General features: G+C 68.7%; 16 protein-coding genes. 5 read left to right on the top strand and 11 right to left on the bottom strand.

What is annotated here, in order from left to right:
* The first annotated feature begins 21 nt into the window (after window positions 1-21).
* Both ACQBAS_RS12240 and ACQBAS_RS12235 read left to right on the top strand, forming a co-directional pair.
* Window positions 22-219, top strand: coding sequence for a type II toxin-antitoxin system VapB family antitoxin (locus tag ACQBAS_RS12240; RefSeq protein ID WP_427384092.1), 198 nt, complete (start codon window positions 22-24; stop codon window positions 217-219).
* Window positions 216-593, top strand: coding sequence for a type II toxin-antitoxin system VapC family toxin (locus ACQBAS_RS12235; protein ID WP_427384091.1), 378 nt, complete (start codon window positions 216-218; stop codon window positions 591-593). The genes ACQBAS_RS12240 and ACQBAS_RS12235 overlap by 4 nt, the downstream gene beginning before the upstream one ends.
* Window positions 594-744: 151 nt before the next feature.
* On the opposite strand, the gene ACQBAS_RS12230 is transcribed toward ACQBAS_RS12235, so the two are convergent.
* The 6 genes from ACQBAS_RS12230 to merA all read right to left on the bottom strand — a co-directional run bounded on the left by ACQBAS_RS12230 (window position 745) and on the right by merA (window position 7873).
* On the bottom strand, window positions 745-1359 hold the full coding sequence (locus tag ACQBAS_RS12230) for a recombinase family protein (protein WP_427384090.1): 615 nt from the start codon (window positions 1357-1359) through the stop codon (window positions 745-747).
* Between the two features lie 80 nt (window positions 1360-1439).
* Window positions 1440-2711 (bottom strand): TniQ family protein, encoded by a 1272-nt coding sequence (locus ACQBAS_RS12225; RefSeq protein ID WP_427384088.1) that lies wholly within the window; start codon window positions 2709-2711, stop codon window positions 1440-1442.
* The gene (locus ACQBAS_RS12220; RefSeq protein ID WP_427384087.1) at window positions 2708-3526 is read right to left on the bottom strand and encodes a TniB family NTP-binding protein; all 819 of its coding nucleotides are present in this window, start codon (window positions 3524-3526) and stop codon (window positions 2708-2710) included. The genes ACQBAS_RS12225 and ACQBAS_RS12220 overlap by 4 nt, the downstream gene beginning before the upstream one ends.
* Window positions 3527-3627: 101 nt before the next feature.
* Window positions 3628-5328, bottom strand: a complete 1701-nt coding sequence (locus ACQBAS_RS12215) for a transposase (protein WP_427384086.1) — start codon at window positions 5326-5328, stop codon at window positions 3628-3630.
* A 335-nt stretch (window positions 5329-5663) separates the two neighbouring features.
* Complete coding sequence (locus ACQBAS_RS12210) at window positions 5664-6251, bottom strand: recombinase family protein (protein ID WP_427384085.1); 588 nt, start codon at window positions 6249-6251, stop codon at window positions 5664-5666.
* Window positions 6252-6472: 221 nt separating this feature from the next.
* Complete coding sequence (gene merA, locus ACQBAS_RS12205; protein WP_017838447.1) at window positions 6473-7873, bottom strand: mercury(II) reductase; 1401 nt, start codon at window positions 7871-7873, stop codon at window positions 6473-6475.
* A gap of 105 nt (window positions 7874-7978) precedes the next feature.
* Here merA and ACQBAS_RS12200 point away from each other — a divergent pair, with 105 nt between their 5' ends.
* From ACQBAS_RS12200 to ACQBAS_RS12190, 3 genes are all read left to right on the top strand, one after another.
* Window positions 7979-8368: a heavy metal-responsive transcriptional regulator gene (locus ACQBAS_RS12200; protein WP_007928756.1), complete on the top strand. Its 390-nt coding sequence runs from the start codon at window positions 7979-7981 to the stop codon at window positions 8366-8368.
* A gap of 297 nt (window positions 8369-8665) precedes the next feature.
* Window positions 8666-9148, top strand: a complete 483-nt coding sequence (locus ACQBAS_RS12195; RefSeq protein ID WP_427384083.1) for an RNA polymerase sigma factor — start codon at window positions 8666-8668, stop codon at window positions 9146-9148.
* 65 nt (window positions 9149-9213) lie between these two features.
* A complete protein-coding gene (locus ACQBAS_RS12190; protein WP_427384082.1) occupies window positions 9214-9912 on the top strand; it encodes a hypothetical protein in 699 nt (232 codons plus the stop codon).
* A gap of 46 nt (window positions 9913-9958) precedes the next feature.
* On the opposite strand, the gene ACQBAS_RS12185 is transcribed toward ACQBAS_RS12190, so the two are convergent.
* From ACQBAS_RS12185 to ACQBAS_RS12165, 5 genes are all read right to left on the bottom strand, one after another.
* On the bottom strand, window positions 9959-11293 hold the full coding sequence (locus ACQBAS_RS12185; RefSeq protein WP_427384081.1) for a hypothetical protein: 1335 nt from the start codon (window positions 11291-11293) through the stop codon (window positions 9959-9961).
* Window positions 11294-11545: 252 nt separating this feature from the next.
* On the bottom strand, window positions 11546-12217 hold the full coding sequence (locus tag ACQBAS_RS12180) for a response regulator transcription factor (protein ID WP_427384080.1): 672 nt from the start codon (window positions 12215-12217) through the stop codon (window positions 11546-11548).
* Window positions 12214-13818, bottom strand: a complete 1605-nt coding sequence (locus tag ACQBAS_RS12175) for a sensor histidine kinase (RefSeq protein ID WP_427384079.1) — start codon at window positions 13816-13818, stop codon at window positions 12214-12216. Before ACQBAS_RS12175 ends, ACQBAS_RS12180 begins: the two co-directional genes overlap by 4 nt.
* A complete protein-coding gene (locus ACQBAS_RS12170) occupies window positions 13818-14270 on the bottom strand; it encodes a hypothetical protein (protein WP_427384078.1) in 453 nt (150 codons plus the stop codon). The genes ACQBAS_RS12175 and ACQBAS_RS12170 overlap by 1 nt, the downstream gene beginning before the upstream one ends.
* 174 nt (window positions 14271-14444) lie before the next feature.
* Window positions 14445-14909 carry an aminoacyl-tRNA deacylase gene (locus tag ACQBAS_RS12165; RefSeq protein ID WP_427384077.1) on the bottom strand — a complete coding sequence of 155 codons (465 nt, stop codon included), beginning with the start codon at window positions 14907-14909 and terminating at the stop codon, window positions 14445-14447.
* Between the last annotated feature and the right edge of the window lie 10 nt (window positions 14910-14919).

Here is a 14919-nt window from a genome sequence, read left to right as displayed (position 1 = left end):
TGCCCGTGCCTGGAGGTGGCCATGCGAACGACTCTCGCCTTGGACAACGAGCTCGTCAAGGAGGCCCAGCGCCTGACCGGGACGACTGAGAAGACCGCTCTGGTTCGTCAGGCTCTCCAGGCCCTGATTGAGCGGGAGAGCGCTCGACGGCTCGCGCAACTCGCGGGTAGTGAGCCCGACGCGAAACCGGTCCCGCGACGGCAGTCAACTCCCGCGTGATCATCGTTGACACGTCGATCTGGATCGACCATCTCCGCAGCGGCGTTGCGCAGCTCGTCACCCTCCTCCAGGACGGCAAAGTACTGGGCCACCCGTGGGTGACGGGGGAACTTGCCTTGGGCAACCTCGCAGGCCGCAACGAGGTCCTGGGACTGCTCCACAACCTTCCGCAAGCCACGGTTGCCACAGACGTCGAGGTGATGACTCTCATCGGTCACCATCGGCTATTTGGCCTCGGCATCGGATACGTCGACGCGCACCTGCTGGCCTCGACCAAGCTGTCAGCTGGTGCCCAGTTGTGGACGCGTGACAAACGACTCCGTGCAACAGCCGTGCGGCTCGAACTCAACCATCGCGGCTCTCCGGATGCCTGACCATGCCCGTGCCCCATATGGCGAACGGGGACCGGTAACGGTGCACATCAGCGGCGGTCTCGCGCGCCGCCACTTGTCGGCGTCCCGGTTGACCCGTCCGGAGCGTTCACCGGGACCGGGCCGACATGCGGCACAACCCAGTTGGCTCGTTCTACTGTCGGCCGAGCACCTTCTTGCCGTCGTCTCGGAGCTCGCCGGCGGGTGAGACGTGCCGGTAGAGAGTCTGCCGAGTGACGCCGAGTTCTCTGCACAGGGCGCCGACGTTGGTGTCGGGTTGCCCCATGGACGCGGCGGCCAGACGGACCTTGGCGGGCGTCATCTTGAACGGGCGCCCGCCCGTGCGTCCCCGCGCCCGGGCGGAGGTCAACCCGGCGACGGTGCGTTCGGAGATTAGCGCCCGCTCGTACTCCGACAGGGCGGCGAAGATCCCGAACACCAGCTTGCCCGCGGCCGTGGTGGTATCGATCGCCGCGCCCTGGCCAGTCAGCACCTGCAACCCGACGCCCCGGGCGGTGAGGTCATCGACGATGGTGACCAGGTGGCGCAGGTTGCGCCCGAGGCGGTCCAGTTTCCACACCACCAGCGTGTCCCCCTCGCGTAGCCCCTTCAGACAGGCCGCCAACTGGGGCCGGTCATCCTTCGCGCCGGAGGCGTGGTCTTCATACACCCGCTCGAGGTCGACGCCGGCCGTGGTCATGGCGTCGAGCTGGAGGTCGGTGGTTTGCGACCCGTCGGCCTTCGAGACCCGCACGTACCCCACCAGCATCCCGACCCCGCTTCCATCACATATACGACTGATTACGTGACACCGATATCCCCGTCTGCTCGCCCGGGCGCACGTGTCACTTAATCCGTCACCCAGTCTAAGTCACGCGAAGGATCCGCGGGAGCCAATATGGGACAGTCGACATTGGGTTGAGCTGAGTCTCGCGCGCACCTCCCCTCGGAAGGCGTCAGTGGGAGGTTGTCGTGGGGGATGCCGAGGGCAATCAGGTCAGCGCGGGCCCGCACGAAGGCGGCCTCGCTATCGGTCCAGGCGGTGAGGACGGTCAGGAGCTTCCGGGCGGCTGCCGGATCGTCGCGGGCGAGGGCGATCGCCTCGTGCAGCGCATCCTTGGCCTTCTGCCAGTGGTCATCCGGTCCGGGGGCCGCTCGTGTGTCGGCGGGAACAGACGGTTCGGGGGTCAGGAGCGGAGCGAGGGTGCCGTGTGCGGCGATCTCGCCGGTTTCGATCAGGTGCATGGCGGTGGCTGCGGCCTTGAGGAACTTCTCCTGGTGCGGCCAGGCCAGGTCTTCGTAGGGCCGCCAGGCACCGACGATCCCCGCGCGGACGGGGTGGCCGCTCGAGTGCCAGATGTGTTCGAGGGTGCGCCGGGAGTGGGCATCCAGCTTCGAGACGGGGATGGACAGCTCGTCGATAAGCGTGCGCAGCAGCCGGAACCAGACGCCGCCATGCCCTGCGCGGCGAGGCAGGGTGACGGCGCCGGTGGAGAGGCCCTGGTGGGTACGCACGTCCATGGCGCGGACGGCCGCTGAGGCGGGCGTTGTGTGGGTGTTCGCCTCTTCCCACCCGAGGAAAGTACCGGCGGCGCCGAGGGTCGGCGCCAGGTGGCAGCCGTGGTCGGGGCAGCTGAGCGTCAGCGGGAGCTGCGAGGCGAGAGTGAAGAACGGCGCGGTCGCCACACACAGCGGGCAGGCTCGGCGCATCGGACCTGCTGTGGGTAGCCAGGCCCGCCAGCCGGGCACTGGCCGTCGGTCTCGTAGTCCGGTCGCCCACAGCAGCGAGTCCTGATGGACGTAGGTCTCGAACCCCACCCCGGGCTCCGGCTCCGGGCCGAGGGTGTCCAGCAGCCAGGGCACCTGCCCGGCGATCGTCATCCGGCGGATGTCGCCGAGCGGGACACCGGCGCGCTCGGCCAAGCCCAGCAGCACGGCGGCTGGCGGGTCCAGGTCCACAGCAGCGCGGGTCAGGCTGGTCGTGTCGGTGCCGGGTGGGGCCACGTCATGGCGGAGTAGCTCTTCGACCGTCATGCCGTATGGCTTGGCCAGCCGAGTCACCCAGGAGGAGAGGGCCTCTCCCTCGTGTGGTGGCGGGTGCAGCGGCCAGCGGCGCGTCATGTGAGTTCGCGCTCGAACGTCCGGCGTCGTTCGGTGGGACCGACGTAGGGCGCGATGCGCAGGGTGCGCTGGTTGATCGCCTCCTCGCCGGACTCGATGGCGGCCACCGCGGCGTCGGTGAGCAAGTGGGTGAGTTCGCCGATGGTGCCCTCGCTGCGGGTGAGCAGGTAGCGGGCCATGTCCTCGGTCGCGATCGGTGAGGGCCGGTGCAGCGGGAAGGACGCGGCGAAGCTGGCCAGCAACGAGCAGGCCTCCTCGCCCGCCTCCCAGCGGGGCAGGGTGAGGGGTTCGAAGCGGTTCTCCAGCTGGTCATCAGAGCGGATCGCCAGGTAGGCCTCCTGGGTGCCGGCCCCGACCAGCGGGATGCGCAGCTCGTTGCCCAGGAAGCGCAGTAGGTTGAGGAACTCCCGCCGGGTGTGCGCCTGTCCGGCCAGGACGTTGTGCAGCTCGTCGATGACTAGGACCCGCACCCCGACCGCCCGCAGGAGGCCCAAGGCGGCTTGTTCCATTTCGGCCACCCGTTGCCGGGGGCGTAGCGGTGCACCGAGGGCAGCCAGCAGGGCAACGTAGAACCGGCTGACCGAGGGTTCGGTGGGCATCTGCACAGCCAGCACCGGCACCTGCTCGCGCTCGGGGTGGGACGTGGGCGGGTGAAGGCGGCGGAATTTCTCGATGATCATCGACTTGCCGTTGTTCGTCGGGCCGATCAGCAACAGGTTCGGCATCCGCTGCTTGCCCGGCCAGCCGTAGAGGGTCTCCAGCCGCTCCAGCGTCTCCGTGGCGCGGGAGTAGCCGATCCACCGGTCGGCGCGCACGTGCCGCACACGCTCCTGGGCTGGTAGGCGCGCGATCGACCGTGCGCTGGTGTGTAGATGCTCCAGTCCGTCGTCTCCGCCGGGCCAGGCCTGGGCTTGGCTCACCATTGCTCGATCACCTCGAACGGCGCCGCAAAGACCCTGGGGGAAGCACTGCCCGGCTCCAGCGCGGTGGCCGGGAGATCCTCGGGCGGGACTGGCGCAGCAGGCGCGGCCCGTGAGCGCGTCGCGGCACCCGCCTTGTCGCGGCGTTCGTCGTCGCGGCGGGCCTTGCGCGTGCTCGACCGCGCGGTGACGGCGATAGCGCGCATCTGCTCGACCATCCGAAACAGCGCCTGCTCGTCGACCTGCGCCCGGCCCTCGCGGCGGAGTCGCTCGAGTGCAGCGCGGTGCTCCCACACGCTCATCGCCGGACGCGACAGCGTCCGGTAGGGCACCGACAGATAGGTCTCGCCCTCAGGATCAAGGACCCAGATACGGCTGATGTCGCGAGGGTCGCGGCGAATCACGAACCGGTCCAGCCGGTCGCGGCGGGCGATCCACGGCTTGAGCACGTCGCTGAAGTAGTGCACGTGGTCGAGGACGAACCCGGTGCGCGTCAACCTCCTACGAAACACAGGCAGGAAGTCGACCAGGAACGCGCTCTCGTTGGCCACCGTCACCGCGGGCGTCTCGGCAGTGCCGGCCACCCAGCGGGCCTGTGGAGTCTGCCCCGTCGTGCCATGCACTCGCCCGTGATAGCTCGCCACCACCAGCGCCAGCCACTTCTCCAGCTCCGCGACCGTCAGGGCGGCCTTGGCGTCGGAGTCGTAGCTGCCGCGCTGGGCCGGGTTGGAGAATGTCGTGCCGGGCAGCTCGTGGACCATCTCCATCAGCGTGCCGATGACCCGCTCGATGACCCCGCCATAGTGCGGGCGCCCCACTGGCCGGTAGTCCAGCGTGATCCCGTGCTCCTGGCAGCCCCGACGCAGAGCCTCGCTCTTGAACTCCGCGGCGTTGTCCAGAAACAGCTCGCCCGGCTTGCCGGCCATCGGCCAGTCCACCTCGATCCCCAGCCGCTCGACCCAGGCCCGCTTGTCGGTGACCATGTGCGCCAGGCACAGCCCAACCGACAGCGCCGAGGGTGCCTCCAGCGTGACCACCAAGCCCACGATGGACCGAGAGAAGACGTCGATCGCGACCGTCACGTACGGCCGCCCGATCGGCAGGCGGTGCCGCTCGTCGACCACGATGAGGTCCACCACGGTGTGATCGATCTGGATCTGCTCCAGCACGCGGGTGACGGGCGGCGCCCGTCCACCGGCCGACTCCAGCGCCCGGGCCGCGTCTGCTCCCTCGCGCGCCTTCATTGCGGCGACCGGATCCAGGGCGGCGATGCGGCGCACGATCACCCCACGCGACGGTGCGGGCAGTCCCCGCGTACGGCAGACCCGGATGACCTCTCGGTGGATCGCGGTGACCTTCTTCCGCTGCCGGGTCAGGTAGTGCTTGCGCAGCACCTCCCGGATGACCACCTCGACCGCGCTCGGCAATCGCTGCCCTCCCCTCCCGCCGCTGGAACGACCCGGGAGCAGGTCCGAGACCACGCCCTGCCCCTGACGCCACCGACGCAGCAGGACATACACCTGCCGCCGCGAGATACCCAGCCGCTCGGCCGCCACCTCTGCGGCGACCGCTCCGCCGACCGTCGCTAACGGGCCGATCACCTCGGCTCGGCGAACCGCCAGCGCCCACACCTCGTCAGAGTCGGTCAGCAGACCGCGCTCGGCAACCCTGCCCTCATCGACTGCATCGTCGTGCACAGGACTATGGAACCACCGCGCACCGCTCGTGCACAGGGGTACGGACACGCCGCAAGCTCATACCCGCGTGCACACAGTCTCGAAACGCAGGTCACCGGTGCAGTCGACTTCGGACAATGACACGAACGGTCGAGGCGTCTGTCGAGAAGCGCTCTAAATTGGAGCAACGCGATTTCTATCTAAGATACGAAGATTCTGGATGGGTGCACTCCGCCAATGGGGCCGCGCGGCACGATGGCGCGCCCCGCCAAGGTGAACGGGACCACTGGCCGTCAAAGGCCGATGGCTCGTCGATTTTCAGTTCTGGCGGCTGCCTCGCCGGGCACCTGACGCGGTCAGAGGTCTTGGGCCTGGACGGTGGCGTTGTGGCGGTAGAACGTGGCGCGGGACCACCCCACGAGACGGGCGGCATCGGTCGCGGTGCGTCCTTTGGCGCGGGCGTCGTTGACGATCGCGAGCTTCTCAGCGATCACCGTTGGCTCCACGCGGGGTCTCCCGAATTGAGTGCCGGAGGCTTTGGCTGCGGCGATGCCGGCATTGACCCGTTCTGTGATCAACTCTCGTTCGTATTCAGCCAGAGTGGCGAGCATGTTCAGCATCAGCCGTCCACTGGTCGTGGCTGGGTCGATGCCGTCTTGGATGGAGCGGATGCCGATGCCGGACTCGCGCAGCAGGGTCACCGTGTTCAGCACGTCGATCAGTGAGCGTCCCAGCCGGTCCACTCGCCAGACCACCACCGTGTCTCCAGCGGTGGCGTACTCCAACAGTCGCCGCATCCCTGGCCGTTGCGCTGCGTTCTTGCTGCCCGAGGTGACATCTGAGAACACGTCCCGGGGCTCGACCCCGGCCGTGGCCAGCGCGTCCAACTGCAACTGCGCGTCCTGACTGGCTGTGCTGATTCTCGTGTACCCCAGAAGTCTCACTCACCCATACTGCCTCAGAAACTCCTACAAGAACGTCGCCTGAGACGTTTCTCGTCGAGACACTTTTCCGAGACGCTCCTGCAGCCGCAGAACCGCGAGAGCTCGATCCCCGCCAGCGACGTCAGGTCGTGTCTCATCAACCTGTAGGTTTTTAAGGCACATTCACGGCGCCAGGCGGGCCGCCGCGGGAGCCCTCGTCCACCCCGCTGGGGCCGCGGGTGTCAGGCGCAGCATGACGTCGGCATCTGGTTTCGGAAGAGGCCGGCCACGATGCGCAGGCTTTCGCTCATGGTCAGGTACGGCGCCCAGGTGTCGGCCAGATCGTCGACGGTCATGCCGCTTTTGATGGCGTAGGTGGCCGCCAGCATGATCTCCCCGGCCCCGTCCGCCAGAGCGTGCACGCCCAGAACCTTGCCGCTCACGGCGTCGGCGACGAGCTTCACCGCCCCGCGGGTGTCGTGCTGGACGAGCGCCCGGGGGACATCGGACAGGTCCAGGACGCGGCAGTCGCACGCGTGCCCTCGGGTGAGGGCCTCGTCCTCGGTCAACCCCGCCGAGGCCAGCTGGGGCCGGGTGAACACGACCGCAGGAAAGCCGGCGTAGTCGACCCGAGCTGCCGGCGGGTACCTGTCCTCGGTCAGGGCGTTGAGCGCGGCGGCCCGACCGCCGGCGGCGGCGGCGTAGACGTACTGGGGAGCCCCCGAGACGTCACCGGCGGCCCAGACGCGCGGGTTGGAGGTGCGCTGGGTCTGGTCGACCACGACGAAGCCGCGCTCGTCCACGTCCACACCGGCAGCGGCCAGGTTCAGGCCGTCGGTGCGGGGCAGGCGTCCGGTGGCCACCAGGACCTGCGCGCCGCGCACCTGTTCGCCCGAGTCCGTGGTCACCACCACCTCTCCTGCGGGGCCTGGTTCGCGGGCCACAGTGGTCGCGCGCTCTTCGACCACGGTGATGCCGTCGTCGGTGAAGACTTCCCGAAGTCTCTGGGCCAGCTCCGGCTCGGCGTGCGGCGCCAGACGCCCGACCACAGAGACCCGGGTGCCGAGGTGAGCGAACAGCTGGGCCTGCTCCATCCCGACGTACCCGCCACCGATAACGACCAGGGACTCAGGCAGCTCGGTCAGCTGCATCGCGGTGGTGGACGTCAGCCGGTCCACAGAGTCGAGACCGACCACCTCCGGGATGGCGGGGGTGGCACCGGTGGCGACCAGATAGGCCCGGGCCCGCAGCGCCTGGCCGTCGACGGCCAGGGTGTCCCCGTCCAGGAAGCTGGCCTGGCCTGGGCGGACCTGGAAGCCGTAGGCAGCGGCCACATCGGCGTACTTCGCATCACGCAGGCGCTCGATGAGTGCGTCCTTCTGGGCCACCAGATCGCCGAGGTTCACCGGTGCGGCTGACGTTGGGGCACCTTTGAAGGGATTGGTGAGCGCGGCGTGCCGGGCCCCGGCGGCCGCCAGGAGCGTCTTGGACGGCACGCAGCCGATGTTCACGCACGTCCCGCCCAGAACACCGCGCTCAACCAGCACGACGCTCTTACCGGCCTGGCTGGCCGCGATGGCGGCGGACATCGCCGCGCCTCCTGAGCCGATCACGGCCAGATCGACGTCGTAGTCCACACCCATTTGCCCACCTTCCTTCGCGTGACCCCTCTTCAGCGTCCATAGTGGACGTTCCAGCGCAGGGGAAGGTCAAGGCGAACATGGACGAGAGCCGAGAAAGGGGCCACTGTGCGCATCGGTGAGTTGGCCGTGGCCAGCGGCACCACAACCAAGACGCTGCGCTTCTACGAAGAAGCCGGCCTACTACCTGCGCCTGAGCGCACCGCCAACGGATACCGCGACTACACCCCTGCGGCCCTGGCGCGCCTGGACTTCGTTCGCCGCGGCCGCACCGCTGGGCTCACCCTGGCCCAGATTCGCGAGATCCTCGACATCCGCGACGCCGGAGTCGCACCCTGCCAGCACGTGCACGCCCTGCTCGAAGCCCACCTGGGCGACCTGGACCGCCAAATCGCCGACCTGCAAGCACTGCGACACACCGTCGCGCACCTTCACCACAGTGCCACCACCAGCGACCCCACCAAATGCGACACCACGACCGTCTGCCGCTATCTGTGACCAGACCGGTGCTCGCGTGTATCGCCATGAGCAGATGCCGCCACAGAGCGTCGACAGAACCCCGCCATATAACGGCGAAAGCCACATCGAATCGGTGAGCGGTCGCACTGGGCGTGGTGTCGCGGTTGACGATCGTCACCGCATACCGTCGAGCGAGGGTGATGGATCTGAACCCTCGGACCAGGTTTCCCCGCCAACGGACTTGACCACTCGCCGCAAGAGGCCGCTCCGAAGGCGTGTGAGGGAATACTTTGAGACTTCCATGGAACCAGCGGCGCGTCCCAGCGTCATATGGGCATGAAGTTGCAGAACCGCGAGGGCCTGGCGGAGATTCACGCTGCCTTCTACCCCCGCCTGGTGGGTGAGCTGACCGTGGTGGCCGGTTCGCGCGCTTCGGCTGAGGACTGCGCCAACGAGGCGTTCACCCGGCTCGTCCTGCACTGGAACAAGGTGTCGAAGTACGAAAGCCCCATCGCCTGGTTACGCACCGTCGGGTATCGGCTCGCGGTCGACGAGCAGCGACGATCACGCCGCCAACTGGCCGCGCCAGATCACGAACCTCCCCCTAGGCCAGCCAGCGACCACCCGTACCAGCACGAGATCTGGCAAGCGATCCGCGACCTGCCCGCCAGCCAGCGTGAGGTCGTGGTCAGACGCGCCGTCCACGACCTCACAGACGCCGAGATCGCTGAAGAGCTCGCCGTGCCCATCGGAACTGTCAAGTCGCGCCTGTCCAGGGCGCGCACCACCCTTCGCGATCGTCTAGGAGAATCGTCATGAGTAGCCCCGATCTCGATGCCGTCCGCACCCTCATCGATGACGAAGCCGACCGCGCACGTCAGGACGTGCCACCGCTGGACTCGTTCATCGAGGCCGCCAGCAGCCGCCAACGGCGGCGCCGCCACACGGCGCTGGGCGCGGTCTTGGGAGCAGCTGTCGTCGCTGGTGGGGTGGTCCTGACCGTCCGTGGAGGCGATCAGCCCGCGGTCATCGACGTTGCCTCAAGCTCGTCGTCGCCCTTCCAGTCCCCCGACGCCGGTCTTCCCGCGAATCCCCGCCCCGACCAGGTCGCAGACCGGCTGGCCGAGATCCTCGACGCCCAGGGCCGCAACGGTGGCGCGACGTGGATCTCAGAGGAGAAGACGCTCAACATCTACGTCTCCGGTCCCGCGGACGGCAAGGATGCTGCCGTTAAGAAGACCCAGGCCGTGGGTGATGAGCTGACCAGCGCCGCCGACTTCACCGTCGCAGTGCACGCCGGGGGTCTCCGGTCGGAGGTGCAGCTCGTCTCGACGATGGATGCCGTGTCCGGAACGGTGAAGGTCCGCTCCCAAGTCATCAACTACAAGACAGGGAAGGTCGCGGTCGACGTGACCAGCCAGACCGCCGCCGAGATCGTCGAGAAGAAGTTCGGCGACGCCGTCGAGGTTCAGGTCAAGCCCCCCTACACCCAGGCAGAGCTCGACGCGATGTTCCAGAGCGAGCTGGACAAGAAAGGCACCCCAAGCACAACTTCGAGTAGAGGTCTCCGGACCCCGCGATAGGGGGCCCAGCGCGCATCCGCTCGGCCCCCTATCGCATCTGCCTGCGTCAGGACGTGGCTGGATAGCCCCCGAGCTCGTTGGCTATCGTTGCAGCCCGGGAAAACCTGGCATAGGCGCCTGCGGGTCGGCAGGAGTGCACCCCGAGGGCGACGTAGTCTCCGCTCTCAGGGGAGGCTGCATTCGGCTGGGCCACCGTTGCGCCCGAGTCGCCGCCCACTGTCCCGCTGATGTTGGTAGTAGTCAACGGCACATTGTTGCAGGTGCGATCGAAAACCGTACGGACTTCGCCGGTGTGGACGCCACTGTTGGCTCCCGAGACGAGCACGGGCTGGCCCACGGTCATTGAGTCGTCCCACGCAGTAATCGTGCGGCTCTCGCTGCCGTACCGACCGCCGATCCAGAACTGGTTGCGGACGGAGTAACCGTTCGGGGGATCAGTCAGTGCGCCATCAACGTTCGAGTTGAACAACCAATTCGTGCCAGCCTGAGTGGCGATGCCGTACCTCGGCGATGCGTACCGGTAATAAGCGTTGCCGGTCGCGAAACAGTGCCCTGCGCTTGCGAGGCGCACCTGCCCAGCAAGGATCCACTTCAGCCCCGTGGTGCAGGTTGCAGTGTCTCCGGCTGCAGCCCCCTGAGTACAGTCCCCAGAGTTCGAAGAACACATTGCCGTGCCTCCGCTCCACCCATTGCTCGGCGAGTCGCTTCGGCGATTCTCGACCTGGAACATCTCGTCGAGCTCTGCCTGGGTGTAGGAGGGCTTGACCTGAACCTCGACGGCGTCGCCGAACTTCTTCTCGACGATCTCGGCGGCGGTCTGGCTGGTCACGTCGACCGCGACCTTCCCTGTCTTGTAGTTGATGACTTGGGAGCGGACCTTCACCGTTCCGGTTGTGTCGTAGCTCTTGGTGTCGGACACGGCATCCATCGTCGAGACGAGCTGCACCTCCGACCGGAGACCCCCAGCGTGGATCTGCACCTTCACGTTTGACCCGCGGATCACATCGGCGACAAGAGTCTTGACCTTATCGATCGCGGCGTCCTTGCCAACTGTGGGCCCGGAGACGTAGATGTTGAGAGTTTCCTCCTCCGATACCCAGGTGGCACCGCCATCGCGGCCGAGGGTCTCAAGGGTTCCCTTGAGCTTCTCGGCGACCTGGTCAGGACGAGCAGCTCCCCACCTGAACGCGATGGCTTCTTCATAACGGTCGATCTCCTCGACTGTCAGGGGGCGCGTCGAGTGGGTAATCTCGCGGGCGAGGTCCATCGTCATCGGTGGCGGCGGGTCGGTGTCGACAGCGGTGGCGGCGCTACCAACGGCAAGGGTGGCGAAGGCGGCGAAGGTGATTCCTGTCAGCCTCAGGCGCCTCTGCGGTTTCATTCTCATCTCCCCTGAAATGCACCGCGCCAATCGCGGTAGATCAGCCGCATCCTAGGGTTCCTAAACATAGATGGGAAGGGTAAATCATTGAGAGCAAATGCGCGACGAGCCCGCCGCGTATCCGCCACGTCGACGCGGGCTACGAGATCGCCGAGCGCACCGCCGCCGAGCAGGGCGTCCGGATCCCCATGCGCGAGGGCTGAGCCCGGCGCCCCCGTCGGGGCCGCGCCCCGGTCGGGGCCGAGCGACGAGTCAGGCGCGCAGGCGATAACCCATGCCGCGCACGGTCTCGATCCGCTCGGCCCCGATCTTGCGTCGCAGGGTCCGGATGAAGACGTCGACGACGTTGGACGTCGGGTCGAAGTCCATCCCCCACACGTGACCGAGGAGCTGCTCGCGGCTGAGCACCTGGTCGGTGTGCTGCATGAAGGTCTCGAGCAGCGAGAACTCGCGGGCGGTGAGGTCGGCCTCGAGCCCGTCCCCGTCGGTGACGCGGCGCGAGCGGAGGTCGAGGACGAGGTCGCCCGCGCGCAGCGTCACGGGATCGCCGCCCTCGGCCGTGGCGCCGTCCCGCAGCCGCAGCCGGACGCGCGCGAGCAGTTCGGCGAACTGGAAGGGCTTGGTCATGTAGTCGTTGGCGCCGCCTTCGAGCCCGTGCACCGTGTCGTCGGTGCCGCCGCGCGCGGTGAGGATGATGACGGGCACGGTCGACCCGTGCGCGCGCAGCCGCTCGAGCACCTCGAAGCCGTCGCGGTGGGGGAGACCGAGGTCGAGGATGACGAGGTCGAAGGCGTCCGTCTGGGCGAGCAGCAGCGCCGTGTGCCCGTCGTCCGCGATGGTCGTCTGGTAGCCGGCGGCACGCAGCCCCTTCTCGATGAAGGAGGCGATCCGCGCCTCGTCCTCGGCGATGAGGATGGTGCTCACGGCGTCTCCTTCCAGGTCCCGATCGGGATCGGGCGGGTGTCGTCGGGGTCAGGGGTGGTCCGGGTGCCGTCGGCGTGCTCGTCGAAGGGGGTGCTGTGCACGAGGCCGTCGGCGGGCACCGTCAGGGTGAAGGTCGCCCCCTCACCGGGGATGCTGTCGACGCCGACCCAGCCGCGGTGACCCTCGGCGATGGCGGCGACGATCGGCAGGCCGAGGCCGGCGCCGGCGCGGGCGCCGCGCTGACCCCGCGAGGACGAGCCGTGGGCGAAGCGCTCGAAGATCGTCTCGGTCTCGCCGGGGAGGATGCCCGGCCCGGTGTCCGTGACGCTGAACTGCGCGACGGGCCGGCCACCGACCTCGGTGAAGCGGCTCGCCAGCGTGATGGTGTCGCCGTCGTCGGTGTGCTGCACCGCGTTCTGCGCGAGTTGGAGCACGGCCTGCGTGACGCGCTGCGGGTCGAGGGCGCACGTCCCGTCGGCGACGTGCCCGAGCATCCAGTGCCGGTCGCCGAGCGCCTGCACCTTGGCGTCGAGGTCGAGGGTCAGCTCGGCGAGGTCGACGCCCGGCTGCGGTTGGACGAAGTCGGGGCGGTCGGCCCGCGCGAGGGAGAGCAGGTCGGAGACGATCCTGCTCATCCGGTCGAGTTCCTGGGTCACGAGGGCGAGCGTGGCGGCGCGCTCCTGCGGATCCTCGCTGATCAGCTCGAGGTGTCCGCGGATGATCGTGATCGGGGTGCGCAGCTCGTGCCCGGCGTCGTCAACGAACCGCTGCTCGCCGGCGAAGGCGTCCTCGAGGCGGTCGAGGAGCCCGTTGAAGGTGGTTGCCAGCTCGGCGATGTCGTCGCGTCCCTCGACGGGCAGGCGTTGGGTCAGATCGCGCTCGGTGATGGCCGCGGCCGCGCGACGCATGTCGTGCAGCGGGCGCAGGATCTGTCGTGCCACGAGCCAGCTGATCGCGGCCGACAGGAGGAGCGAGCCGAGGGCGATCCACGCGATGAGCTGCGTCGTGCGCGCCACCGCGGCGTTCGGCTCGGCCATGAAGATGCCGACCGCGAGCGAGCCGCCCGCGTCGCCGTTCGAGTCGACCGCGACGCGGCCCCAGCGCAGGTCACCGACGGGCGTCTGCGCGACCCCGGACGTGCCGGACATGATCGCGCGGCCCACCCGACGGTCGCTGAGCACCTCATAGTCGTTCAGGGCGCCGGGCATGGCCCCCTTCACCGAGAGGGTCTCGCCGTCGGCGAGCCGACCGACGATGATCTCGCCCGCGTCGGGGCGCTGTCGGCGAAGGTAGACCTCGAAGATCCGTTCCGTCGAGGTGAAGGGTTTCGCCGTGTCGGGGTCGACGCCCTCGCGGGCGAACTGCCGGAACTCCTCGATCTCCTGGGTGACTGCGTCGTTCGCCTGCGCCGCGGCGTCGGCACGCAGGACCCGGTTCGTGAGCAGGACGACGGCGAGCAGGCCGATGAAGACGGTCAGCACCATCCACGCGACGATCCGGGTGCGCGCCGTGAGGGTCGACCCCGCGCCGTGCGGCTTCTCGTCGGCCAGCGTCGGGGCGTCCGCCGACGCGGCGCGGCGGCTCGCGGCGTCAGGTCGCATCAGTCGTCGTCACCGTCGCTGTCGTCCGAGTCGTCACTGTCATCGGCGTCGCTGTCATCGGCGTCGTCGTCCCAGTCGTCGTCGTCGCTCGAGTGGGTGACGCTCGGGGTCACCTCACGCACGGTGTTCGTCGCCGATCCGCCCTTCGGTTCGTCGGCGCCCTTGTCATCACTGGCGCCCTTGTCGTCGGAGCCCTTGCCATCACTGGCGCCCTTGTCGTCCGAGCCCGTGTCGTCGTCCGACGTCCTGGAGGTGCTCGAGGACGACGGACGCGTCCCGGTCGTGCTCGCGGGACTGGTCGGGCTCACGGACACGGACACGGCGTCCTGCGGGTTCGACCCCACGGCGGGCGCACCGTTCTCGTCGGCCACGGCGATCCACGCACCGAGGGCGAGCAGCGGCATGAGGGCCAGGGCCACGAGGGCGGTCAGGAGGTTCCGGGGCTTCGTCATGCCATCCACCATCGCCCCCGCTGCTGAGGCGGCCATGAAGCCCGGATGAGGTCCCCTTCATCTTGGCGCCCGGACCGTCCGCCCGCTGCGTCTCGGATCTGAGACACCGGATGCCGCGCTGGGGGTCCGCCCGGGCCGGGCACAGGGTTGGATGGGGCCATGGTGGCGTTGCGATCAGACGGAGTCGGCGATGTCGGCGACCTGTGCCGAGAAGGCGCGGATCACGTCGTCCCCGGCGACCGTCAGCGCGACGCCATGGGCCCCGCCGCCGATCGAGATCGTCCGACCGGCCACGGCCGTGTCGGCGATGACGGTCAGGTTCCCCTTCGCACCGAAGGGGGTGATCGTGCCCCGCTCGTAGCCCGTCACCTCGAAGGCCGTCTCCGCGTCGGGCATGGACAGCCGGTTCGTCCCGAGCAGGGCCCGCAACTTCGGCCAGCTGAACCTGCGGTCACCCGGGACGAGGACGAGCAGATGGTCGTCCTCGCCGCGCCGGACGACGAGCGTCTTGATGATGTCGCCGGGGCGCACCCCGCGCGCGGCCGCCGCCTCCTCGAGGCTGCCGACGCGCCCGTGCCGGGTCACCGTCACGTCGATCCCCGCGGCCCGCGCCGCCGCCACCGCCCGCTCTTCGCTCATGACCTCAGCG

The sequence above is a fragment of the Janibacter zhaoxuefangae genome (assembly GCF_050271985.1).
Classification (GTDB): Bacteria; Actinomycetota; Actinomycetes; order Actinomycetales; family Dermatophilaceae.
The sequence above is the reverse complement of the archived record's forward strand: the minus strand, read 5'-3'. Positions and strand labels throughout refer to the sequence as shown.